The 26037-nt window shown below is 28.5% G+C and carries 24 protein-coding genes and 4 tRNA genes; 9 read left to right on the top strand and 19 right to left on the bottom strand.

Annotated elements, in window-relative coordinates; all coding sequences use genetic code 11:
- Nucleotides 1–18: 18 nt before the first annotated feature.
- From lolD to rluC, 15 genes are all read right to left on the bottom strand, one after another.
- A complete protein-coding gene (lolD, locus tag M9400_RS02800) occupies nucleotides 19–702 on the bottom strand; it encodes a lipoprotein-releasing ABC transporter ATP-binding protein LolD (RefSeq protein WP_250232334.1) in 684 nt (227 codons plus the stop codon).
- Complete coding sequence (lolC, locus tag M9400_RS02805) at nucleotides 695–1903, bottom strand: lipoprotein-releasing ABC transporter permease subunit LolC (RefSeq protein WP_250232335.1); 1209 nt, start codon at nucleotides 1901–1903, stop codon at nucleotides 695–697. Before lolC ends, lolD begins: the two co-directional genes overlap by 8 nt.
- 214 nt (nucleotides 1904–2117) lie before the next feature.
- Nucleotides 2118–2699: a penicillin-binding protein activator LpoB gene (locus M9400_RS02810; protein ID WP_250232336.1), complete on the bottom strand. Its 582-nt coding sequence runs from the start codon at nucleotides 2697–2699 to the stop codon at nucleotides 2118–2120.
- A gap of 174 nt (nucleotides 2700–2873) precedes the next feature.
- Nucleotides 2874–3227, bottom strand: a complete 354-nt coding sequence (locus M9400_RS02815; RefSeq protein ID WP_250232337.1) for an HIT domain-containing protein — start codon at nucleotides 3225–3227, stop codon at nucleotides 2874–2876.
- A gap of 278 nt (nucleotides 3228–3505) precedes the next feature.
- Complete coding sequence (locus tag M9400_RS02820) at nucleotides 3506–4288, bottom strand: YchF/TatD family DNA exonuclease (RefSeq protein WP_250232712.1); 783 nt, start codon at nucleotides 4286–4288, stop codon at nucleotides 3506–3508.
- A 4-nt stretch (nucleotides 4289–4292) separates the two neighbouring features.
- The gene (locus tag M9400_RS02825; protein WP_250232338.1) at nucleotides 4293–5306 is read right to left on the bottom strand and encodes a DNA polymerase III subunit delta' C-terminal domain-containing protein; all 1014 of its coding nucleotides are present in this window, start codon (nucleotides 5304–5306) and stop codon (nucleotides 4293–4295) included.
- Nucleotides 5306–5947, bottom strand: a complete 642-nt coding sequence (tmk, locus tag M9400_RS02830; protein WP_250232339.1) for a dTMP kinase — start codon at nucleotides 5945–5947, stop codon at nucleotides 5306–5308. The genes M9400_RS02825 and tmk overlap by 1 nt, the downstream gene beginning before the upstream one ends.
- Before the next feature lie 385 nt (nucleotides 5948–6332).
- Nucleotides 6333–7160: an aminodeoxychorismate lyase gene (pabC, locus tag M9400_RS02835; RefSeq protein WP_250232340.1), complete on the bottom strand. Its 828-nt coding sequence runs from the start codon at nucleotides 7158–7160 to the stop codon at nucleotides 6333–6335.
- Between the two features lie 624 nt (nucleotides 7161–7784).
- On the bottom strand, nucleotides 7785–8033 hold the full coding sequence (acpP, locus tag M9400_RS02840) for an acyl carrier protein (protein ID WP_250232341.1): 249 nt from the start codon (nucleotides 8031–8033) through the stop codon (nucleotides 7785–7787).
- Between the two features lie 133 nt (nucleotides 8034–8166).
- Nucleotides 8167–8901 (bottom strand): 3-oxoacyl-ACP reductase FabG, encoded by a 735-nt coding sequence (fabG, locus tag M9400_RS02845; RefSeq protein WP_250232342.1) that lies wholly within the window; start codon nucleotides 8899–8901, stop codon nucleotides 8167–8169.
- 27 nt (nucleotides 8902–8928) lie between these two features.
- Entirely contained in the window at nucleotides 8929–9870 is a 942-nt protein-coding gene (gene fabD / locus M9400_RS02850; RefSeq protein ID WP_250232343.1) for an ACP S-malonyltransferase, read from the bottom strand.
- A 17-nt stretch (nucleotides 9871–9887) separates the two neighbouring features.
- Nucleotides 9888–10841 carry a beta-ketoacyl-ACP synthase III gene (locus M9400_RS02855; RefSeq protein WP_250232344.1) on the bottom strand — a complete coding sequence of 318 codons (954 nt, stop codon included), beginning with the start codon at nucleotides 10839–10841 and terminating at the stop codon, nucleotides 9888–9890.
- A 13-nt stretch (nucleotides 10842–10854) separates the two neighbouring features.
- Complete coding sequence (plsX, locus tag M9400_RS02860) at nucleotides 10855–11886, bottom strand: phosphate acyltransferase PlsX (RefSeq protein WP_250232713.1); 1032 nt, start codon at nucleotides 11884–11886, stop codon at nucleotides 10855–10857.
- Nucleotides 11887–11907: 21 nt separating this feature from the next.
- Nucleotides 11908–12078 (bottom strand): 50S ribosomal protein L32, encoded by a 171-nt coding sequence (gene rpmF / locus M9400_RS02865; protein WP_250232345.1) that lies wholly within the window; start codon nucleotides 12076–12078, stop codon nucleotides 11908–11910.
- A 1016-nt stretch (nucleotides 12079–13094) separates the two neighbouring features.
- On the bottom strand, nucleotides 13095–14102 hold the full coding sequence (rluC, locus tag M9400_RS02870) for a 23S rRNA pseudouridine(955/2504/2580) synthase RluC (RefSeq protein ID WP_250232346.1): 1008 nt from the start codon (nucleotides 14100–14102) through the stop codon (nucleotides 13095–13097).
- Nucleotides 14103–14616: 514 nt separating this feature from the next.
- Between rluC and rne the strand changes: the two genes are divergently transcribed.
- The 4 genes from rne (at nucleotide 14617) to M9400_RS02890 (ending at nucleotide 19855) form a co-directional block, all read left to right on the top strand.
- Complete coding sequence (gene rne, locus M9400_RS02875) at nucleotides 14617–17178, top strand: ribonuclease E (protein ID WP_250232347.1); 2562 nt, start codon at nucleotides 14617–14619, stop codon at nucleotides 17176–17178.
- Nucleotides 17179–17497: 319 nt separating this feature from the next.
- Nucleotides 17498–18421 (top strand): LpxL/LpxP family Kdo(2)-lipid IV(A) lauroyl/palmitoleoyl acyltransferase, encoded by a 924-nt coding sequence (gene lpxL / locus M9400_RS02880; RefSeq protein ID WP_250232348.1) that lies wholly within the window; start codon nucleotides 17498–17500, stop codon nucleotides 18419–18421.
- Nucleotides 18422–18906: 485 nt separating this feature from the next.
- A complete protein-coding gene (locus M9400_RS02885) occupies nucleotides 18907–19380 on the top strand; it encodes a L,D-transpeptidase family protein (RefSeq protein ID WP_250232349.1) in 474 nt (157 codons plus the stop codon).
- Complete coding sequence (locus M9400_RS02890; RefSeq protein WP_250232350.1) at nucleotides 19373–19855, top strand: L,D-transpeptidase family protein; 483 nt, start codon at nucleotides 19373–19375, stop codon at nucleotides 19853–19855. The genes M9400_RS02885 and M9400_RS02890 overlap by 8 nt, the downstream gene beginning before the upstream one ends.
- 138 nt (nucleotides 19856–19993) lie before the next feature.
- Here the strand turns inward: M9400_RS02890 and M9400_RS02895 are convergent.
- The 3 genes from M9400_RS02895 to pgsA all read right to left on the bottom strand — a co-directional run bounded on the left by M9400_RS02895 (nucleotide 19994) and on the right by pgsA (nucleotide 20931).
- Nucleotides 19994–20075: transfer RNA gene (locus tag M9400_RS02895), tRNA-Leu, on the bottom strand.
- 19 nt (nucleotides 20076–20094) lie between these two features.
- Nucleotides 20095–20165: transfer RNA gene (locus M9400_RS02900), tRNA-Cys, on the bottom strand.
- 214 nt (nucleotides 20166–20379) lie between these two features.
- Nucleotides 20380–20931, bottom strand: coding sequence for a CDP-diacylglycerol--glycerol-3-phosphate 3-phosphatidyltransferase (gene pgsA / locus M9400_RS02905; protein ID WP_250232351.1), 552 nt, complete (start codon nucleotides 20929–20931; stop codon nucleotides 20380–20382).
- Between the two features lie 351 nt (nucleotides 20932–21282).
- Here pgsA and M9400_RS02910 point away from each other — a divergent pair.
- Nucleotides 21283–21356: transfer RNA gene (locus M9400_RS02910), tRNA-Lys, on the top strand.
- 283 nt (nucleotides 21357–21639) lie between these two features.
- Here M9400_RS02910 and M9400_RS02915 read toward each other — a convergent pair.
- Nucleotides 21640–21722 (bottom strand) — tRNA-Ser (locus tag M9400_RS02915).
- A 376-nt stretch (nucleotides 21723–22098) separates the two neighbouring features.
- On the opposite strand from M9400_RS02915, the gene M9400_RS02920 reads away from it, so the two are divergent.
- From M9400_RS02920 to asnS, 4 genes are all read left to right on the top strand, one after another.
- Nucleotides 22099–22428 (top strand): TusE/DsrC/DsvC family sulfur relay protein, encoded by a 330-nt coding sequence (locus tag M9400_RS02920; RefSeq protein WP_250232352.1) that lies wholly within the window; start codon nucleotides 22099–22101, stop codon nucleotides 22426–22428.
- Nucleotides 22429–22637: 209 nt separating this feature from the next.
- Nucleotides 22638–22955, top strand: a complete 318-nt coding sequence (hspQ, locus tag M9400_RS02925) for a heat shock protein HspQ (protein WP_250232353.1) — start codon at nucleotides 22638–22640, stop codon at nucleotides 22953–22955.
- A gap of 716 nt (nucleotides 22956–23671) precedes the next feature.
- A complete protein-coding gene (gene fabA / locus M9400_RS02930; protein WP_250232354.1) occupies nucleotides 23672–24190 on the top strand; it encodes a bifunctional 3-hydroxydecanoyl-ACP dehydratase/trans-2-decenoyl-ACP isomerase in 519 nt (172 codons plus the stop codon).
- Nucleotides 24191–24435: 245 nt separating this feature from the next.
- Entirely contained in the window at nucleotides 24436–25842 is a 1407-nt protein-coding gene (gene asnS / locus M9400_RS02935; protein ID WP_250232355.1) for an asparagine--tRNA ligase, read from the top strand.
- Nucleotides 25843–26037 lie beyond the last annotated feature (195 nt).

Genomic DNA, 26037 nt, shown 5'->3' on the forward strand with positions numbered 1-26037 from the left:
CTACCTAAACGAATTATCCTATGTCGATATTATTTGACCATCAGATATCGTTAATATTCTATGACATTTCTTAGCCAAATCTAAATCGTGAGTTGCAATTAAAAAAGTTGTTCCGTAATGAGTATTTAATGTTTTTAGCAATTGAAAAATATTACTCGAATTTTTTTCATCTAAATTGCCAGTTGGTTCATCAGCCAGCACTAAAGCTGGATTATTTATTATAGCTCGTGCTATAGCCACTCTCTGACTTTCTCCTCCAGACAATTCATTTGGAAAAAAATGAATACGATTTTCTAAACCAACTAATTTTAATATACATCGTGCTTTACTTTTTGCTTGACTAAATCCAATACCTCCAATCAACAATGGCATCGCTACATTTTCTAAAATATCAAAATCTAATAACAAATGATGAAATTGATAAATAAAACCTAAGCGTTTATTACGTATCATAGCGAGCGCATTATCAGATAATTTATGTAATGCGTACCCTTCAAAAAATATCTCACCTGCAGTTGGTTTGTCTAATCCCCCAAGTAAATGTAACAGTGTACTTTTACCAGATCCAGATATCCCCACAATAGCAATCACCTCATTAGGTTGTATACTTAAAGTAATACAATTCAATACTTTAATTAAAAAGTTAGCACGACGATAATATTTAGTTAATTGAGTGCAATGTAACAATGGAATATCAGCCATGACGTAAAATTTTTGCAGGATGCACAGAAGCTGCACGCCATGATGGATACAACGTAGCTAACAAGACTATAACAAACGTCATGAATATAATACCTAAAATTTGATAATATTTTATCTCTACGGGTAATTGTACAGTATCTGGCAATATTTTAAAAAACAATAATATTTCATTTAATCTATTAGACAACAATAATCCTAATCCTGTACCAAATATAATACCTAAAATACCATTTCCAAATCCTTGGATCATAAAAAGCAGCACAATCTGTCGGCGAGTAAAACCATATGTTTGCAGTACTGCAATTTCTATCTGTTTATCTAATATCAATAACACTAAAAAAGAAATAACATTAAAACTTGCTGCTATTATGATTAAAACTAATAACAAGGACATTATATTTTTTTCTATTTTCATCGCTTGAAATAAAGACCCTTTACACTCTCTCCAATCCTTCCACACCCAATCCTTATATAATTGCGAATCACTATAACTATTTACTAAAAATGGTTCATGTAACCACAATCGCCACCCAGTAACACATTGCGATGGATAACGCATTAATGTAGAAGCATCAGATTGGTGTATTAATACTTGATAAGAATCAACTTCACTAGTAGTAATATAAATATCTAATACTGTAAATAATCGTTGACTAGGAACATAGCCGATGGGAGTGATCTGTCTAACAGAAGGGACAATTACACGAATTTGATCATTTATACTTACTTCAAGTAGTTTTGCTAAAGCTGACCCAATAATTATATAATATTTTCCTGAACTTAACCGATTTATATGTTTATTGAGCAAATACAGATATAATGGCTCAAAATGATTCGGATTAATCCCCAACATGACTCCAAATGATGCTTTTCTAGGACTTTGTAATATGACATTGGATGTCACCAACGGCTGCATACATATTATTTTATGTTGTAATTGACGTAACACTAATTTTGGTTTATCCTCAACGTGCACATACCCTTTGTCAGTAGTAAGCAATACATGAGGGATAAAATTAAGAAGACTTTGTTTTATATCACGCTCACAACCATTCATAACTGACAATACAGTTATCATGGCCATCACACCTAACATAATGGCAATTCTAGAAATCCAATAAATATTTCGGCTAAACTGATCTATCGATTTTCCAAAAATATAACGTAAAGCAATGAACAATACGGCCGGTCGATACGTCAAAATCTGCTGTACTACCTCATAAACATATCAAATAATATAATTTTTAAATTCTTATATATCTACTAGATTCAATTATTAAATATACACACTGACTATACAACAAATATAGTCAGTGTGTATATTTAATAATTGAATCTTTTCATAAAATCGCGTCTTCAAAATTTGAATAATCTTTAAGTCATCACTTGTAATACTATTACAATCCATTCATATCTTACGCAGAACCACTAACAACTCTCAAAATCTCACCAGTCTTAACAGATATTAATTGTAATTCTAAATTTGGTTTTTCTGAGCTTCCATAAGCAATACCATATAGAACATAATTCGCTTGCAAATAATTTGCAATTCTTATAGAAAAATTATAAGAGTTTCTATTATCTTCTGGAAACACACCCAATTCTCTATATACAGAATATAATGTTCCTATATCAATAACATTATATTTTTTAGTATTCTCTACAATACATTTAATTAACATGTTTGTGACATTATTAGTTTGAAAAATACCGTTGGTGTTATTCTTTATTACATTTACTAATAATACGCTACCGCGTTCGATATTATCAAAAAAAAATGCATTTTGCAGAATATTTAATAAAATTGGTTTCCAATAAATTAAATCAATTTTAGATGGTACTGATAATGCAGGCCTCGTATTTAGCGTAAACGTGCTATCGTCACTACATAAACCAATACAATGCACAGAAATTATCCCAATCACTAAACATATCATCTTTTTTTCATAAATGAAATATGTATTATTATTGATAATAAATTTATTATTATTTTTCATAATAATTCTTATCTAAAAATAAAAATTTTCACCAAACGCGCTATCATATTGTCCTCTACACATCAATAAATATATATTTTAATTCTTATATAAAATAAAAATTAAATTATTATTACAAGAAATACGAATTTAAAAATTAATTTATAATTAAACTATAATAAACATATTATCTGATTACTCTTGCTGTAACAAAGGACCTAGAGGTTTTCCTCCCAATAAATGCATATGAAGATGATAAATTTCTTGACCAGAATGATGGTTACAATTAACTATTAAACGATAACCTGAAGCATGTATATTCTTTCGCTTAGCAATTTTTGCTGCTACTACAAATAATCTACCTAATATTATTTCATCATTAGTTGTGACATGATTAACAGTAGGAATCAATATATTAGGCACAATTAATACATGAACAGGTGCTTGAGGATTTAGATCATAAAATGCAGTCACTAATTCATCTTGATATAGAAGATCAACTTTTATTTTCTTTGTAATAATATTTGTAAAAATATTGTCTTTTTTCATAATTTATCCTATTACTTAAAAAGTATATAAATATTACAATAATTTTTTATCACATTAGCTAAATATCTTAGCTTTAATATAGTAAAAAATATAAATACTATATCTATCTTCAGGTTACTAAATACTGCGTTATATTTACAACTATATAATAAATTAATTACGACGGTATTAATCAAAACATATTCAATATAGTATAACTACTATATTGAATATGTATAACAATACGATACTGATAATCTATCTATAATATCCATTTAATAATTTATATTATTCTTATGTCACAAGTGAAACAAAGTACGAAAATTAACTGTGGTAATAAAAGCTAATTCATCCATAGTAATATTCTTTACAAACGCTATATGATTAGCAATTTCATGTATATAAGCCGGCTGATTCTCTTGCCCTCTATAGGGAATAGGAGTAAGATAAGGAGAATCAGTTTCTAACAATATACGATCAGAAGGTACGTATTTGATTACTTCTTTAATCATGTAAGATTTTCTAAATGTTACCATACCAGAAAAAGATATATAAAAATTAAGATTTAATAACAATCTTGCAGTGTCTATGTTTTCATTAAAACAATGTAACACGCCGCCACACTCTTCTGCTGATTCTGAGCGTAAAATAGCGATAGTATCCTTACAAGAAGCACGACTATGTACAATAACTGGTTTCTGTGCTGCTCTCGCAACACGAATATGTTCCCGAAATGCTTCTTTTTGCTTTTTCCTGTTATCTAATTTTAATTTATGATAATAATCCAATCCAGTTTCACCTATTGCTACTACATTTCTTCTAGAAGATAAAATATCTAATCTTTCTCTATCAAAATTATCAGAATAATGTACATACACAGGATGTACTCCACAAGAAAATACAACGTCATTTCTATATCCAATTAACTCAACCATGCTATTATAATCTGACATAGAGACACTAACTGATAAAACTAGCTGTACTCCTCTTTTTTTAGCTTTATTCAATACATCTGAAACATCCTTGTGAATATTTTGATAATTTAATTGATTTAAATGACAATGAGAATCTACCAAAAACATAATGTCATATACTCCATACATGGAAACAAGATTCAACAATATCTTGTTTCCAATTTAATAATCGATAAGTCAATAATAATTCACGATCAACACTAGTAAATTTCTGAAAATAACACAACAATGATAACCATTGTTGTAATTGAAGGCTTAAAGACGAAACATTCCGGTAATCTGCAATAATAGTAATTAATTCTATTTGATCTAAATTTATTATAAATCTTTTATTTATCCCCTGCTTCCATTTTAATGCATCTACAAGTATAGTAATAAACCAATACAAATATGTATTTTTCCGACAGGTATTTAAAAATGGTACAAGTTTTAAAAAATCTTTATTTATAATAGTACAATATATGGATTTGCATAATTCTAATCGTTGTTTCCACATCCCTAATTTAAACATAGCTTCCGCTTCTATAGGAGCGCCGTTACACAAACGTAATGCACATTGTGCCGATTTGTCATCCACTCTTCCTTCTTGTTGTTGTTTTAACCACTGTAATCCAAGTGACTCCTTTGGAGGAGTAATTGACCATTTCATACATCGACTCAAAAATGTTAATGGTATTTTCATATAATCTCGAGTTTGAAAAAAAAAATAAGTATTTATTGGAGGTTCATCGAGTGTTTTAAGCAATACATTAATAGATTGATCGGTTAAATGTTCTACATATTTTATAAATATAATTTTTACTTGACTTCGATAAGAGTGATGGTGTATAGCATTAATACAAGCACGTATAATATCAACGCCTATAGTTTGGGTATTATTGTCCGGATTTATTGGATAATAGTCAGGATAGTGCCCTATATTCATTAACTTGCAATTATAGCAAATATTACAGTGTCGAGTTTCTCGAGGATGAGAGCAACTTAACCATCGCACAATAGCATAAATTAAAGCATCTTCCCCGTTATCCCATTTAGCATTTAAAAGTAACGCATGATGTCCTCTATTTTTTCGATAAGAATTCAATATTTTACTATGAATAATATTCAACCAGGGATACCACTTCATTATAACTTGCTCCTGGAGCATATCCACCAATCTAAATATCTGTAAATAATAGCAGAAACTTTTTCTAAACTTTGAGAAGCATCAATCATAACAATGTTCTTTTTTTCAGAGGCTAATTTTTTATAACAAGAACGCACACGAGCAAAAAAACTTAAAGGTTCTTGTTCAAAACAATCTAATATTATTCTATTCTTTATTCGAGATGCACTTAATTCTGGAGAGATATCAAGATAAAATGTTAAATCTGGATATAAGATACTTGTAACTTTATCAGATAAAGCATGTAATAACAGCATATCAACTCCCCTACCGCCTCCTTGATATGCCTGAGAAGACAAATCATATCTATCTCCAATTACCCAATAGCCTCTAGATAAAGCTGGTTTAATAACATTTTTTATTAATTGAAATCGTGCAGTATAAATCATCAATAACTCTGATATGCTATCCATAGGTTCGTTTATAAGTCCACTATATTTAATTAATACACCCAATAAATCTGCAACTGGCGTGCCCCCTGGTTCACGAGTAGTTACAATATTTACAATACCACATTGATTTAGATATTTAATTATGCGATAAACAATGGTAGTTTTTCCGGCTCCATCCAATCCTTCAATCGTAATAAATTTATTACCCACGTCATACCTTATACAAAAATTACTAATGTTATTAACATCATAATTTAATTATTATTCGTTAAAGTTATAAAAATTTATGTGCTATTGTAATAAATCTCAAAAACACATAACCTTTATATTTCCTATAACTATAAATATTTTATATATCCACATAAATTAAAAATAATAAAACTTAATTCGTATAAGCAGAAATTAATAGTAAATAACATTTATACAGTATATGAGCAAATACCATTTCTAAGATTATCACAAACATATCTGTAACAACAATTCTAATAAAGAAAGTTAAATCATTATTTTTTAATCAGCTTATTAAAGACAGTTTTATTTTTGATGAAAATCATAAAACATTTTATGCATATAATTTTCTAAAAAATAATAAATACTATTGAATCTTATTATTTGTAAGACAAGAATACAACAAATGAAATAATGTCTTATCTGAATAAAAATAATCATCAATTGAGTTAACTGATGCTAATGGCAATAAAGCATTTGTAATAAACACTTCATTTGCATTTTTTAAATGCTCAGAACCAACTGTCACTGTCCGTATACAGTATCCTAATTCTGGTAGTAATTTAAATACTATCTGACGCATAATTCCATTAACACCAGCATAATGTATAGAGGGAGTAAACACTTGATATTCATACCGCCAAAAAATGTTAGAACTACAACATTCTACAACATTTCCATCGGTATCTAAAACTAATGCTTCATCGATTTTCTTATTTTTACTTATCCACATAGAAATCATAACTTGTTCTAATCTATTAAGATGCTTGATTCCTGCTAAACAAGTGTTCCGCGCCAATCGCATAACACTTGTTTTCATGCTAATCCCAACATTAACCCATCGTATGTAATATTTCGGTAACCGACCGATATAAATTATACGTAATGGTTCAATATCGTCTTTGCATTTATATCCATGTAGTCTATGACCATTGCTTCTACTAATTATTACTTTGATGACATTATGTGCGCTACTAAAGGAAGCTGCTTGTAATATTTCTTTGTATAAAAGATCATAATTGAAATTATTAAACATTAACCTTTTTGCCGAAAAAATTAATCGATTCATGTGCAAATCTAAAAACTCTATCTCCCCATTTCGTAATCTAGCAGTCGTAAAAAATCCATCTCCAAAATGTAAAGCACGATTATTCAATGATACTGTTTTTTTTGAAATCCCATTCACCCAATACATTATTATCTCAATTTATCAGTGATAAATAACATTTGACAAATCTTCTAATACAACAGATACCGAAACAGTTGTTCTTTAACTCTATACAACAATGATAATACAACATTATTTTTTAATATACACCCGCATAATTTATAATATTTAATAAATATAATTATTTATTATTGATATAACATTTACAATTACGAAATTAATATTTTTACCTTCTACTTCTAAATACATAAGTTTTATTATAATCAAATTATTTTTTAACTCTTACAATACATTACAATCTTCTAATTTAAAAATTTACAATTAATATTAACTGTGTTATCAATAGTACCAACTTTTAAATCATTATCTTTCAATCCTTATATATTGTTAACACAATTTGTTATATTGTAACAACCTTACTTATAAAAACAATTTATCAATTTACTAAAAAATATTTTATTATCAAAAACTTTATTACGTATTTAATTAATTAATCCGCACATAAAACAAAACTAACAATGCATGCAAATCAATCGTATACACATTAACGATGATTATCCTAAATTAAATTTAATTTCTCCTATAGCTATAAATACAATTTAACTAAAAATACTTATGCACTAGTATAAGTAAATACTATATACCTTGTAATTAATCATTTTTATTTTTATGACTATTACTAATAAAATCTATCGCTGCTTGAACAGTTGTAATCTTTTCAGCCTCTTCATCTGGAATTTCAGTATCAAATTCTTCCTCTAATGCCATAACCAACTCAACAGTATCAAGAGAATCAGCGCCAAGATCATCAACAAATGAAGCATGGTTTACGACTTCTTCTTTTTTGACTCCCAATTGTTCAGCAATAATTGTTTTTACTTTTTCTTCTATAGTATTCATATTATTCACTTTCCTATCAAAATGTACTTATACGATAGTTCTCAAAAAATATAAAAACATCGTACCACCCTAGCGATTTAAAAATTACACTTTCTTTTCTAAAATCTTTAATAGATACATCACATAACACTAATTATCCCATATACATCCCTCCATTAATATGCATTGTTTGTCCAGTAATATATTCTGAATAATCAGAGGCTAAAAACATTACAGCATAAGCCACATCTTTAGGCTTTCCAAAACGATTAACTGGTATTTTTGACAAAATATCATTTTTCTGCTTATCAGTGAATTTTTTCACCATATCCGTACAAATAAAGCCTGGTGTTATCAAATTAACTGTAATACCTCTAGAAGCAACCTCACGAGCTAAAGATTTTGTAAATCCAATTAATCCAGATTTAGCAGCTGAATAATTTACTTGCCCAGCATTTCCCATAATACCAACTACGGAACCAATGTTGATAATTCTACCATAATGTTTTTTTATCATTGATCTTATGACCAATTTAGACATACGATATACAGCAGTCAAATTCACATCAATAACGGATTGCCATTCATTATCTCTCATGTGCAACAAAATATTATCTTGAACAATACCAGCATTATTTACTAAAATATCAACATTTCCAAATTCTTGATGTATCTTTTTTGCAAAAATATCAATAGAATATTTATCAGTAACATCTAATTCCATCCCTTTTCCTTGACTTCCTAAATATGTATCAATATCTTTAACACCCAACTCACTAGTCGCAGTTCCTATTACAGTAGCTCCATGTTTAGCAAACATTTCAATAATAGCACGACCAATACCACGACGAGCACCAGTTACTAAGACAATTTTTTCATTAAAAGTCATCTTTCATGTACTCCTTATAGAAATATATCAATTCCAATCAATTTTCATTGCTTCTGACAAAGAAACGGGGTCATTTACTGACAAACTAAACACATCACTAACAGTGCTACGTATCAATCCAGTTAATATTTTTCCAGGGCCCATTTCTAAAAATTTTTCAATTTTATGATGGCTACAATATTGCACGATCTCACGCCAACGCACTGGAGTATATAATTGTCGTATTAATGCACTACGAATAGCTCTTGGTTCCTGCTCAATGCATACATCAGTACTATTTAACACTGGTATACTAGGAGTGTTGATTGTTATTTTTTCTAATTCTTTTATGAACTTTTTAGCCACTGGCTTCATTAATGCACAATGTGCTGGAACACTAATCGGAAGTGCAAATACATATCTCGCTCCTGCATTTTTACAAAATAAATTAACACGATCTACCGCTTCTTTATGCCCTGAAATGACTACATGTCCAGGCGCATTAAAACCAGCGAGGGAAACAATTTGATCTTGTTGTGCTGTTTTACAAAACCCAAAAACAACATCATCGTTTAGACCAATAATTACAGACATAGCTCCACGTCCATTCGGGACGACTTCTTGCATCAACATACCACGTATCATTACTAATCTAACTCCAGAACGTAGATCCATACTTCCCGCACACACCAAAGCAGAATACTCCCCCAAACTATGACCTGCCATTACTTTTGGCATACAACCCCCTTGCTGCTTCCATATTCTCCAAACAGCTACTGAAGCCGTTAAAATAGCTGGTTGTGCTCGATAAGTTTTATTTAGTTCTGTGAAAGGTCCATATTGTACTAATTTCCATATATCATAACCTAAAACCTCTGATGCTTCAGAAAAAGTCTCTTCTACTAACGAGTAATGTGCTGCCAAAGTTTTTAACATGCCTACCCTTTGACTTGCTTGTCCTGGAAATACTATAGCTAATGATGTATTCATAATATTTCTCTCTTGTATTAAAATCGTAATAACGCTGACCCCCAGGTAAACCCAGCTCCAAACGCTTCTAATAATACTAATTGACCTGATTTAATACGACCATCGCGAACAGCCTCATCCAAAGCTAAAGGAACAGAGGCTGCAGATGTATTTCCATGTCTATCAAGTGTAACTACTACTTTTTTCATATCCATATCTAATCGTTTAGCAATAGCAGAAATAATTCGCAAATTAGCCTGATGAGGAACTAGCCAATCTAATTCATCTTGGTGCAAATTATTAATATTAAGAGTTTCATCAATAACACGTGCTAACACAGAAACGGCTATTTTAAATACTTTATTACCAGACATTGTTAAATAATTATATATAGTCGGGTTCTTTCTATCATAATTAGGAAGAGTTAATAAATCCCCATGATATCCATCTGCGTGTAAATGAATAGAAATAATACCTGGTGTTTTTGAGCGACCAAGTATTACTGCACCTGCTCCATCACCAAACAAAATTAATGTCCCACGGTCTCTAGGATCTAAAGTGTGACTTAAAGTATCTGATCCTATAACCAAAGCATAATCCACGCTTCCACTTTTAATATATTGATCTGCTACGCCTAGAGCATAAACAAACCCAGAGCAAGCTGCTGACAAGTCAAAAGCAATAGTATCTCGTATATGTAAATCACGTTGAATTTGACATGCTGAACTAGGAAATGCATGACTGGAAGAAGTGGTTGCGACAATAATAATGCCTACTTTATCAGCATGTATACAAGACATATCTAAGGCCCGTTTAGCAGCAAAATAACCCATTTTAGCCACAGTTTCGTCGGAACTAGAAATACGACGTTCTTGAATGCCAGTACGAGCAACAATCCATTCATGCGATGTATCTACCATTTTTTCTAAAACAACGTTAGATCTAATATGTTGAGGTAAGTAACTCCCTGTTCCAAGGATTCTAGTAAACATGTATATTTGATTATTATTTCTTAGATAATACTGTACTTAATCGAGCAGAGATCCTTTCTGGAATTTTTCCTTCGACAGCATGAATCGCTTGTACAATAGCAGCAGTAAACGCACGTTGATTAGCCGAACCGTGGCTTTTTATTACCGTATTACGTAAACCTATCAAATAAGCTCCATTATACCAATCAGGATGAAATTTACTAAATTTATTAAACAGACATTTACTTATCCAAGAATTGATACTTTGCGCGAACCAATTCAACTTATTTTCTCTGTCTGATGATTTTAATATTGACAAAATAACTCTTATAACTCCCTCCATAGTCTTTAAGGTAACGTTACCCACAAAACCATCACAAACTAAAACATCTGCTTTGCCTATTAATAAATCATTTGCTTCAATGTAACCAACATAATGAATTGATGAAATGGTGTGTAATATCTCTGAAGCATGGCGAATATTATCTAATCCTTTAGTTTCTTCTGACCCAATATTCAATAACGCTACTCTTGGGTTACTGACGCCTAAAATTTGTTCTGATAATACCGAACCCATAATTGCAAATTGTACTAACATTGCACCATCACATGAAATATTAGCACCTAAATCTAAAATAACGGTTTTTCCTTGTTTTTGGTGTGGCAGTAATGTTGTTAAAGCAGGACGTTCAATACCGTTTATAGACTTAAGCACTAACTTAGATAAGCCCATAAGCGCTCCTGTGTTACCTGCACTAACACAAGCTTGAGCACGACCTGACTTAATAAGCTCTAAAGCGACGCGCATCGAAGTATCTTTACTTACTCTAATCGCCTGAGCGGGCCTAATATCTCCACTTATTACCAATTTTGCTGGAATAACAGTTAGTCTATCAATACATGCAGATCTTGATTCTGATAAAATTGGTAAAATCACATCAGGATTTCCAACAAGCAATAATTCAAGTTTCGGATATAAAGACAATGCTTGCAGTGAAGCAGGCACTGTCACAATAGGACCAAAATCACCACCCATTGCATCTAATGCAAGAACTACATTTTGCAGCTGTATATCATTATTCAAAAATTACTTCTCAATCATTTTTTTTCCGCGATAAAATCCATTAAAAGTAATACAATGGCGTCGATGTATTTCTCCAGATATTCGATCTACTGATATAGTAGTTGGACACAATACACTATGAGAACGACGCATTCCTCTTGTAGAACGAGTAGATTTATTTTGTTGTACAGCCATATTGTATTCTCCTTTTGCTCTATTTTAATATTATTACTTATCTAGGTGACTAGAATAATATTAAATTTAAATCAACCAAACAATTAAGATACATGTTTATTTAATTAAATAAGATATAGTTTTTTAAATTAATAATATTTTTTCTGATTTTTTACTTTATAAAACATTATTTTTTAGTCAAATAAAGTATTTTATATACTTTATTAGCCCACAAATATTAACCTATTATCTATTTTACTTTTTATGCGATCACAAAAATTTATCGCTTTTTATTTAGTTTAAATAAACAAAAGTATACATAATTATTAAAATTAAACTCATACATACACATATACTAAGCTATATATAAATCATAACTTATTGTTAAATTATTAATATTATCATAATAATATATTATTTTTTGTCTTAATTTTACAAATTTATTGAGCTGCTGATAATAAGAATCCACATCTCTAAACAGCATCAACATAAATCTAAGTACTATTAATCATTAATACATCACCCTAACAATAGCATTGAATAATATATCTAATAAAACTCATCTGTCTAGATAAACTTCATCCTATACTATAAGATTACATAGCTATATACTGAATACATAAATTTTCATTTATAGTCATAATAATCAAATCATCAAACATATACATTATTCATAATCCATTAAAACAATCAGTTAACTTTTATTTTTTCAGATAAAATCATCTACATATTGTTCAAATAACATATACTCACAAAAACTAATTATGTCATTAGTATAAAAAACCTATTATTTAGTAATATTAAAATTTATTTTTTCGTAAAATGCATAATTCATTCAATGTCTTTGTTAATTAAATTTTCTTACAACATAAAAAATAACGCCAAAATTATTTAAGACATAACACATATTATATCCCATATTTCTAGTATAAGATTAATCACGTCAAGATATAAAACAACAGAATAACCATGTTTATTTCAATTTTACGGTATACATAACTTGTTTTATTAAATTAATAACAAACAATTTTTAATTATCAATTATTTATATTTTTTACAATACTTTCTAATGAACAATTGTAATTAGTCATAATCAAGTTTCTCAAAAAAAATAAGCAATTGCAAAATAATTGGTCTAATGGCGCATATATATAGAAACTTTTCTTTGTGTTTGGGTGCGTAAAACACAGCATAGAGGCGTGCAAAAATAACCGATTAAATCCAAATTGTTTAAATTGAATATTAGATTCATAATCACCATATATCCTATCTCCTACAATAGGATGATCCGCGTATTTAGTATGCTTCCTAATTTGATGTGTACGCCCAGTAATAGGTTTAATTACCAGAAAAGTTGCTATTCTTTCAAATTGTTCTTTAATTTTAAAATGAGTTGTAGAAAATTTCCCCTTTTCTAAATCTCTATAAACAATCTTATTGTTAAATGATATGGTTTTTTTAAATAACGGCCCAGATATTATCTTTACGTTTATATCCCACTTTCCATGTACCAAAGCTAAATATTCTTTCTTCATATTTTTTACACGTAACTGTTCATGTAAAAACACCAAAGCAGTACGTTTCTTGGCTACTAATAATATACCAGAAGTTTCTCGATCTAAGCGATGAACTAATTCTAAAAACTGATCCTTAGGACGTAATGCTCGTAATCCCTCAATAATACCAAACTTAAGACCACTTCCTCCATGCACAGCAATGCCAGTTGGCTTGTTAAGTGCTAATAAATAATCATCTTCATAAATTATGATATTCTGTAAGAATGCAATTTCCTTCATATATTTTATATCCAATTCATTTGAACGTGTCCTTTTTACTGGAGGGATTCGTAATACATCTCCTATTTTTAACTTATATTGAAATTTAATTCTTTTTTTATTAATACGTATTGCACCAGTTCGTATAATTCTATAAATCATAGATTTAGGCACTACTTTAAAATAAGTATTCAAAAAATTATCAATCCTTTGACCAGAAAAATTTGAAGAAATTACAATAAAACGCACATTAATGTCATCTTCTTTCATAAGAAACCATGGTAATTACATAATTGTTTGAATATAATAACAAAATAGAAAAAACAATAATTGTAGCAAACTAACACAAACTAAACTAAATAATAAATACGTAAAATTAGCATAGTTAAATATTTAAAAATTAGTAATTTTTAAATATTTAACTATGCTTTTACATACACATATTTATATAAATTATTAACTTTTAATTTACTATCAAGCATAGCTATTGATTCATATAATTATAATGAAGTTACTTATAAATAACATATTATAAAAATTGCACATAATAAACATCATCATAAATAACATTATGTAAATGTAATAATCTATCAATAACTAATATTATAGTTTGCATAAATATATAGTTATTAATAATAATAAAGATTTATAGATAAAAATAATTATATATTTAGTTATCACTGCAAACCTATTGAACATCAAATGTACAATAATACTGAAAACTATTAGATATTTAGATTAAAATATCTACATTTCAATATATCAACATTGAGTAAAAATTATAATGAAAAGAATGTTAATTAACGCTACTCAACAAGAAGAGTTACGAATAGCATTAGTAGATGGGCAACGGTTATACGACCTAGATATTGAAACAGTAGGTCATGAACAAAAGAAAGCAAATATTTATAAAGCTAAAATTATTCGAATAGAACCTAGTTTAGAAGCAGTATTTGTGGATTATGGAGCTGAACGACACGGATTTCTTCCGATAAGAGAAATTACTCGTGAATATTTTCCTTCTTCATCATCTTCCTGTAACAAATTTAATATTAAAGAAATTTTGTATGAAGGACAAGAACTACTTGTACAAGTAGACAAAGAAGAAAGAGGAAATAAAGGAGCTGCATTAACTACTTTTATCAGTTTAGCAGGAAGTTACTTAGTGCTTATGCCAAATAGCCCTAAGTCTGGCGGAATTTCAAGACGCATTGAAGGTAGTGATCGTATAGAATTAAAAGAGACTCTATCCACTTTAGATTTACCCGAAGGCATGAGTTTAATTGTGCGTACCGCCGGAGTAGGAAAATCTATTGAAGCATTAGAATGGGATTTAACTTCTCTCTTACAACATTGGGAAACTATTAAAAATACTGCAGTTAATCAACTAGCTCCCTTTTTAATTCATCAAGACAGTAACGTTATCGTACGTGCATTTCGCGATTATTTACGTCCAGATATAGGAGAAATTTTAATTGATAATCCTAAAATTCTAAATTTAGCTAAAGAACACCTAACTTCTTTAGGTCGTTCAGATTTCGTCAAAAAAATAAAATCATATAACGGAGACATTCCTTTATTTAGTCACTATCAAATAGAGTCTCAAATAGAATCAGCATTTCAGCGTGAAGTACGACTATTGTCTGGAGGATCCATTGTCATTGATACCACTGAAGCTTTAACAGCAATCGATATTAATTCTTCACGTTCTACTAAAGGATTAGATATTGAAGATACAGCTTTTAATACTAATTTAGAAGCAACTGATGAAATAGCGCGTCAGTTACGTCTTCGTGATGTAGCTGGCTTAATTGTTATAGATTTCATAGACATGACCTCGATTCAACATCAACGTGAAATTGAAAACAACTTAAAAATAGCAGTACATCAAGACCGTGCTCGCATCCAGATAGGACGTATTTCTAAATTTGGTTTATTAGAATTATCTAGACAACGACTCAGCACATCATTAGGAGAATCAAGTCATTATGTTTGCCCACGCTGCAGTGGCACAGGCAGTATTCGTGATAATGAATCTTTATCCTTATCCATTTTACGTTTAATTGAAGAAGAAGCGCTAAAAAACAATACCTATGAAGTACACGCTATCGTTCCAGTAGTCATCGCCTCATATTTGCTCAATGAAAAACGAAAAGCTATTAGCGATATAGAACAACGACAAAAAGGAGTACGCGCTATTATAGTTCCTTATGAACACATGAAAACTCCAAATTATGAGGTACGACGTATACGAAAAGGAGAAATAAACAATAAACCAAGTTATTTATTAGCAACAAACCAAAGTAGTGAAACAATTCAATCATCAGGAGAAACAGCGTCTTCAATTTATACCTATAATTCAGAACAACTACCACTAAAAACAGATATCGTTCCAAATTTAATATCTGCTTACAATAAAATTTTTAGTTATACAAATTATACGTTACAATCTAAATCTAAAAAAGAAATTTCATGGATTAATAATATAGTAAATTATTTAAATAAAATAATTTGTTCATATATTAGCAATATTAACAATGAAAAACAAAAATTGTTCAGAATAATAAAAAAATATATCAGCGGGATATATATTAAAATAATATATAAAAACAAACCATCTCAACATTTAAATTATAATTATAAATTACATAAAAATTCTTATTCTAAAGATATTAATAATGATAAAAAAGACTATAGCCACAATATACAAAATAAAATTAACTTAAGTAATAATGAAAAAATAAAAAATTTTCTCAATAAAAACAATGATAACATCATATCTCTATCAAAATTTATTAAAAATACCAGCAAAACTAAATTTAGTTCTGATCATCTTAATCAAGAACCATCTATAAAAAAAATAATAAAAAAAATATCCGAAAAAAAATATAAAAAAAAGCATACACAGAACATCGAACATAAAAACTTAAAAAAAATAAACTATTTAGAACCTAAAATATGGTTGAAAACACATCGATTCAAATGTCGCTTGAATATAAAAGCAAACGAAAAATCCATGCCTATAAATATAAACCATTACAAAACATATAATACATCACATTCCCATATCTTTGAAAAAAACATCACGGCTACTGAGTTAAATACTAATTTTATTGAAAACTCTAAAAACATTAATAATACTATTATACGCTATCCATATATCGATCATAATGCTATTACACATACTAATAACATATGTCACCAAGAAGAAAAAAACTGTAGCTATCCACGGTTTATTCGTCGATTACGCCGTTCTTCTCGTCATTTTCGTATAAATTTCAAACAACGTTTACAACAACGTCAAGCTAAAAATGATCCTAAAAAATACAGCAATGCTGTTAAATAATAACGAAATAACTTCTTAAAATTAATTTATATGCAATTATCTTTCATATGTTTAGATAACGTTTAAATCTCAAAAAATTAATTTTTTATAAAATAAACTTATATGATATACATAAATCAGATAATATTACTACAACTTAATAAAGACGGTTAATTAATACAAACATTACTTTTTACACAAATACATTTATGTAGCTAATATTCATAACTTTATTAACTAAAAAATTATATAGATTTCTATTAGACCATATAGTCGTCGAAATTTATTTTTAATATATATTCATACATTTATATATTCATTGGATAAAAATTACTTACATATGAAGAAACTGCCAGTTTTTAATTATTCTTTTTTACATCCACGATTTTGGTTTGTTTGGTTAGGAATAGGAACATTATATATTTTAGTGCTACTTCCCTATCCTATAATACACTATCTTGGTACTAGAATTGGTCGTATTACAAAATATTTTATGCTAAATCGCATGCGTATAATCCGCCGAAATTTAGAACTCTGTTTTCCTAATTTACCAAATCAAGAGCAAAGAGATTTATTCAATAAAAATTGTGAATCAATAGGTATGGGAATATTTGAAACTGGCATGGCTTGGTTTTGGTCAGAGCATAGAATTAAACGTTGGTTTAAAATTAATGGGCTAAAAAATATAATACAAGCACAACAAAACAATAAAGGTATATTACTAATCGGAATGCATTTTTTTACCTTAGAATTAGGCGCTCGAATTTTAGGTATAATAAATCCAGGTGTTGGTGTTTATCGTCCCAACAATAATCCATTATTAGACTGGTTACAAACTAAGGGGAGATTAAGATCTAATAAAATGATGTTAGACCGTGCTAATATTAAAGGCATGATTAAAGCTTTAAAAAATGGTGAAATTGTTTGGTATGCCCCAGACCATGATTATGGATATAAAAACAGTGTATTTGTTCCTCTGTTCGCAGTATCAAATGCTGCAAGTACAATAGGTACTTACATACTCACAAAGATAGCTAAACCTGCAATTGTTCCTTTTGTAGCACGTAGGTTACCTAATACTATTGGATATGAATTATTAATTTTACCAAACAAACAAGACGAAATACCTATAGAAACAAATATTGATATGATTAAACATATTAACAAAGTTATCGAACAAGTAATTTTATTAGCTCCTGATCAATATATGTGGCTACATCGTAGATTTAAAACCCGTCCACCTGGAGAACCTTCTTTATATTAATTCACAAAATAAAAAATTATATAATAACACATATAATTTATTTACATATCAACAAGTAATTTCAAAAATTACATATATAATCCGAATTCATTTAAAGAATGCATTATCTATATAATTTATAAAATTAGATAGACATCTTAAACTTACAAACATGAATAGATATATAATACTCACAACATTTAACACAATCAAAATAAAAGCAACAAAATAAATATTAGAAATAATGCTAACATTTACTAGCAACTCAATAATATAATCTCCAAAATTGATTTAATTTAAAAAATAATTTTAAGAATTAGTAAATAAAAATTATTGTTTATATTATTAGAATTAACTATAATTTAATCATATAGTAAAACATGTTGTTTTATTGTAAGTTAATGCCTTCTTTTTTAAAAGATAAAAATAAACTTACACCACCATACCTATGGTTTATATGCAAAATATAATTTGAATATAAACTTGTACAAGTAATACAAATATTTATGAGTATAAAAATATATTTTTATAATATAATATTTATCTTTATAGGACTGAGTCAGTATCTTGCCTATGCCGCTGTTTATACATTACCTGAAAATAATAATAGACTAATTGGAGAAAATATAGAAATTTTTACGCCTAAAAACAACATACATCCTCTCGAATTTTTTTCTGAACAATTTCAAGTAGGAATTAGTAACATGTTGGAAGCTAATCCAGATGTTGATGTATATCTACCAGATTCAGAAAAAAAATTAATAATTCCACATCAATTAATTTTACCAAATACACCTCATTTAGGTGTTATTATTAACAGCGCTGAAATGCGATTATATTATTACCCTAAAAATAGCAATACTGTCATTATATTACCGATTGCTATTGGAACAATCAAAAACGCAACACCATATTGCTGGATAACTTCAATAAAACATAAAAAAAAACCCAATTTGGATCCCTACCAACAGCATGCGTGATGAATACATCAAGCATGGAGAAGTTCTGCCTACAATATTTCCAGCAGGATCTAACAACCCAATGGGGCTATATGCTTTATACCTAGGTAGGAACTATGCAATTCATGGAACTAATAGTAACTTTGGCATCGGACTCAGAGTAACTCGCGGTTGTATTAGATTACGTCCCAAAGATATTGAGTTTCTTTTTAAAGCTGTACCTGTAGGTACTAGAGTACAATTTATTAATGAACCTATAAAAAGCACTGTTGAATCAAACGGTATGCAATATCTTGAAATCCACAACCCATTATCTTATGACAAAGAAAAAAATCATCAAAATGCATTATTATTTGCACATCTAAAAAAAAAGGTACAGTCTATATTAATTGATGATTCAAACATAGATTATAAAATAGTTAATGAAGCATTAAAAAATCGTTCCGGTATACCAATAAATATCACACCAAACTTATTAAAAACTAAAAATAAATAACAATCACACCCATCATGTTACAAACATATATACAATATTTCATATCAAAACACATTAAAAAAACAACCAATGATCATTTTATAAAATTAAACTATTTTAATATTCAAACAATCTTGTTTACACACTGTTTTTAAACACTACCCGAGACGAGACTCGAACTCGTACAGCTAAAGCCGAGGGATTTTAAGTCCCTTGTGTCTACCAATTCCACCACCCGGGCTGTTTATTTAAAAAATAAAAAGCGCGTCTCGGAATTGAACCGAGTTACACGGATTTGCAATCCGCTGCATAACCACTCTGCCAACGCGCTACATAAATAACATAAAACAAGTATATGATGGCCATAAATCATATTAAATTTATTTAACATTAATACATTTATACATTAATAAGCTTTATCATAATTTATTACTTTGCAGACTAATAAACCAGATGTTTAAACTTTAAAAAATAAATTTTAGATTTAAAGTTATAATTATTAACCATTAATTATTTTACAATCTCAAAATCACATTATATAAAAATCAGCAATTGCATAAATTACGCCACGCATAATATAAATAAGCACACATGGACCAAAACGTTAATAAAACCGAAACATATAATGCAATAACACCTGTAATTACTATCCATTTATAAGGACTCCACAATAATGCAGTTAAAGCTAACATTTGTATACATGTTTTAATTTTACTAATCCAAGACACCTTAATGCCATTACTACTACCAATTCCTGCTACCCATTCGCGTAACGCTAATATAATCACTTCACGAATAATTATACCAGAAGATGGTAATGTAACCCACCACACGTGAAAATGCTCAGCTATTAAAATAAGTGCTGAAATTATCATCACTTTATCTGCCACTGGATCTAAAAATTTACCAAAACTAGTAGTTTGTTTCCAACGGCGAGCTAAAAATCCATCAAACCAATCTGTCATAGCTGCAACAAAAAATATAACAGTACATACCATCGGCGCCCAACTCATGGGTAAATAAAACAACATTGTAAACAATGGCGCCACAACCACTCGAAATAAAGTAAGATATGTTGGTATATTAATAAAATCCATAACACTTTAAAAACTAACTTAATATAATTACAATATTATTAATCTTCAAAACTATATACTATCAGATACATCCAACGATATGTTTATAACATTAATTTAAACAATCATTATTTATTACATAATCCCGCATAATTATTTATATTTTAAAAAATATACAATCTACTATTGTAGTGATCATTACTATACGCGTAATTTCCATTATCTTACGTAGAAGAAACAAATAAATCAAATTATCTTCAAAACACTTGAATATTACCATTATACAAATAATCATTATTATAATTTTAAAAATAATCAATACTCAAAACTACAATTTCACTTCTGGTATGCTACTATACTATAAGAATAATCGGGTCGTTAGCTCAATATGGCAGAGCAGTTGACTCTTAATCAATTGGTTGTAGGTTCAAATCCTACACGACCCAATAAATAAAACTTTTAGTCTTCTTGCTACGATACGTAGTTAAATCATTTGATTGTTAATGTGTAATATGAAGATATATCTCTATATGAAACTAATGTTATAGTATACATATCTCCTCCTCAGGCCTTATTAAATTCGCTATAGGAATTTCACTAATTCTTGCTATAAAACGATTAATATAAAGATCATATGTTTTTCGCGTAATTCTAATAACGATAACATTAGTTATATTATGTTAATCAGTTTATAAAATATTTTGGAATTTAATAACTAATAGAATCCTTCGGAGGAGTAGAGATTCGAACTCTAGAATGTTTTCACTACCGATTTTCAAGACCGGCGCCTTAAGCCACTCGGCCACTCCTCCAAAATTTAAGACAACAAAATTAGTTCTGTCAATCCTATCAAGTACAGCACCTATACTTTTGTATAAAATAAAAGTTCATACTATTAAAATTATTTGTCTTATATTTAAATCAATATTCAATATTTAAAAAAAATAATTCCTATAAATAATAAAACCACATTTAGTTACATGATTTAAAAGTAATATCGAGTATATATTAAACTTAATATATAAGATATATTTAATAATAAAATTACGCAAAATTTATCTTTTATTAGAATATGCATTCTAATAAAAGATATTTATCTTATTCATATTTAAAATTTAAATACTATTTTTTTCTACATATTATTATTTAATAATGATAACAAATCAAAAAATAATTTAGGAGAAATTTATGAAATACAAACAAATAAACACTATCATTAATGAACAAGGCTATTTAATGCATATTGAAGACTGGAATGAAGACATTGCGATAAATCTAGCTAAGATAGAAGGCATCACACTGAACACAATACATTGGGAAATTATATATTTTGTACGTAAATTCTACATGGAATTCAACGCGTTACCAAAAATCAGAATATTAATTAATGCCATAGCACTTAAATATGGTAAAGAAAAAGGAAATAGCCAATTTCTTGCTCGATTATTTCCAAAAGGATCTGTAGCTCAAAAAATTGCAAAAATTTCAGGCCTTCCTAAACCTATAAAATGCTTATAATATAAGAAATACTATTTGGAACTGAAGATAAATTATTTCATTAAAATTTTTTTAATATTTAAAATAAAACCTATTAAATTTACTTAATACTAAATTATAAGAATAATTCTTTATTTATATTTAATCTACTTAATAATAATTTACCCTTGATTTTATTATATCGCCCCATATCTATTGTTCCTGATAGATAATATTTAACAGGAGATTATATGATAACTAGTAAATTTGGGATCGGACAACAAGTTCGACATAAGTTATTGGGGTATTTAGGAGTAGTAATAGATATAGATCCGGAATATTCTCTTGAAAAACCAACTTTAGATGAAATTACAAAAAATGATACTTTACGTAAATCTCCATGGTACCATGTTGTTATGGAAGATGAAAACGGAAGGCCTATGCATACTTATTTAGCAGAAGTACAATTAGGATACGAAAATACTCATATACACTCAGAGCAAAGCACTTTAGATGAACTTTCTGCGTCTATTCGTTTACAACTTCAAACACCACGGCTAAGAAATTAAATACTCTCATACACCATGCAACCTACATAATGAATCTTATTAAGATATATAATTATTCTATACCGTACTAAATTTTTAAGTAACTTATTCATTATGCCATTATACAATGATTTATTATAACACTCTAAAATTTTAGATAACATCTACTATCTGTTACTCAATGTTAAATTCAATGAATAGCGTAATGATTAATTATAATGAAAATATACAGCCTAACCCACATTCCCATATTTTTATAAACTATAAACCCCATACGTTTATATATATTAATTACTGTCTTAAATATTAAGGTTACCCAGCCATTATATTAAATAATGAGCACACAATGATCGTGCTAAATAATAAATTAATTCTATTATCATCATTATTAATAATATATTCTATTATACTCTATACTGAGTAGCTGTGTATTTTCTGTATAATACAGATCAAATTTAATTGTGCTTTCCAAATAAATTATTACATATTTAATAAACAATAATATTTCCAGACTAAAATAAATATAATAGAATTAATTTATAAATATTTATGTATAACTTCAAATTTCATTAAACCATAATAACTTAAAATTTTTTAACAAAAAATTTTTTTATCTAATAAAACAACTATTTATTATAAAATAACCGTTTTCACTATATGGTGTATTCGCATGTAACAGTTGTTACGTTTTTATTATCTTTAATATAATAAAATATATGCATAAAACGAGATATACTATGATTAATAGACGTGAATCATATACAAAGGAAGATCTATTAGCTTCTAGCAGAGGTGAGCTATTTGGAAAAAACGGGCCTACACTCCCGGCTCCTAATATGCTTATGGTGGATCGAGTCATAAAAATGACTAAAAATGGAGGAAATTACAATAAAGGATTTATAGAAGCAGAATTAGATATTCAATCAGATATGTGGTTTTTCAATTGTCATTTCATAAAAGACCCAGTTATGCCAGGATGTTTGGGGTTAGATGCGATGTGGCAGCTAGTGGGGTTCTATCTTGGATGGCTTGGAGGAGAGGGAAAAGGACGTGCTTTAGGAGTAAAAGAAGTTAAGTTTACTGGTCAGATTTTGCCTACATCTAAAAAAGTTACTTATCTTGTTCATTTCCGCAGAATTATCAACAGAAAACTAACTATGGGTATGGCCGATGGTGAGGTATTATGTGATGGTAAAATAATTTATACCGCAACTGACTTAAAAGTTGGATTATTTAAAAAAAATACAATATTCTGATATACTTATATATGTAATGTAAAACACAGAAAATATTTTACATTACATATATAAATGAACTAAATTAAGTACTGTATTAAATTCTAATAATTATTTGCATCAAAAACATAAATATATCTCAAAAAGTTATATGCACTATAACTCATAATATCTTTAGCCAATTATAATATGCATTATATATATTTAAATTTAAATTATAAATGACACAGCAATATCATTAGTTTGAAAATTTGGAGGACTATAGCATGAATGTAGTATCAGTAGCAGATATATTGTACGGTTATATATCAAAAAATACTGAAATTACTATACAGGGTTGGATTCGCACCCGACGTGATTCTAAAGCTAAAATTTCCTTTCTTGATATCTACGATGGTTCTTGCATAACCTCACTACAAGTAATTGCGTGCGATAATTTATACAATTATAAAAATGAAATATTACACCTAACTAGTGGTTGCTCAGTCGTAATTGACGGAATCGTATCTGAGTCCATTGGACTGAAACAACGTGTTGAAGTAATTGCAAAAAATATTAAAATATTAGGATGGATAGAAGACCCTAGCACCTACCCAATAACAGCTAAAAACCATACTATGAGGTATCTACGTAAAGTTTCTCATTTAAGACCACGTACCAATATAATTGGGGCTGTTGCACGCATCAGACACACATTATCACAAGCTATTCATAATTTTATGCACAAACAAGGATTTATATGGGTCCCTACCCCTATAATTACTGCATATGATACTGAAGGCAATGGAAAAATGTTCTGCGTTTCTACTTCAAAAAATCAGAGAGTTTTACATAATTCAAAAGAAAAAACAAATGCTTATGACCCCCATAATTTTTTTGATAAAGAAGCTTTTTTAACAGTATCAGGTCAATTAAATGCTGAAACCTACGCTTGTGCATTATCGAAAGTATACACTTTTGGCCCAACTTTTAGAGCAGAATACTCCAATACCAATCGCCATTTATCTGAATTTTGGATGATAGAACCAGAAGCAGCATTTATGACTTTAGATGATATTATTGTTTTAGCAGAATCTTTACTTAAAAATGTCATCTTAATACTCCTTAAAGAACGCTATGATGATATAAAATATTTTGTTGATAAAATAGACAAAAATATCATTTCTCGATTAGAAAACTTCATTAATATTAAGTTCAACTGTATAGAATATACTGAAGCAATAAAATTATTAAAAATATGTAATAAACAATTTAATATTCCAATAACTTGGGGAACAGATTTGTTCTCTGAACATGAAAAATATCTATCAGAAGAATATTTTAAATCTCCCGTAATAGTAAAAAATTATCCAAAAAGTATTAAAGCTTTCTACATGCGTTTAAATGATGATAACCAAACTGTAGCATCTATGGATGTTTTAGTACCTGGAATTGGAGAAATAATTGGAGGTTCACAGAGAGAAGAAAGGTTATCAACCTTGGATCAAAGATTACAAGAAAACAACTTAACACAAGAAAATTATTGGTGGTATCGTGATTTGAGACGATATGGAACAGTACCTCATTCAGGATTCGGTCTAGGTTTTGAAAGATTAATGATATATGTTACAGGAATAAAAAATATTAGAGATGTTATACCTTTCCCCAGAACACCAAATAATATTAATTTTTAATAGTACTTACATTTATATAAACATACATAAATAAAATATATATTACTATAATATTAAAAAATAAATAATAGATATATAAAACTATAACATTCATTATATTTAGCATTTAAATTAAAAAATATAATATTAATAGTTGGAAAAAAATAATAGTTTTGATATAAGTATAGGATCCTTATACAGTTATAATAAATATGG

Origin of the sequence: Blochmannia endosymbiont of Camponotus sp. (assembly GCF_023586085.1) — a bacterium.
Classification (GTDB): domain Bacteria; phylum Pseudomonadota; class Gammaproteobacteria; order Enterobacterales; family Enterobacteriaceae; genus Blochmanniella.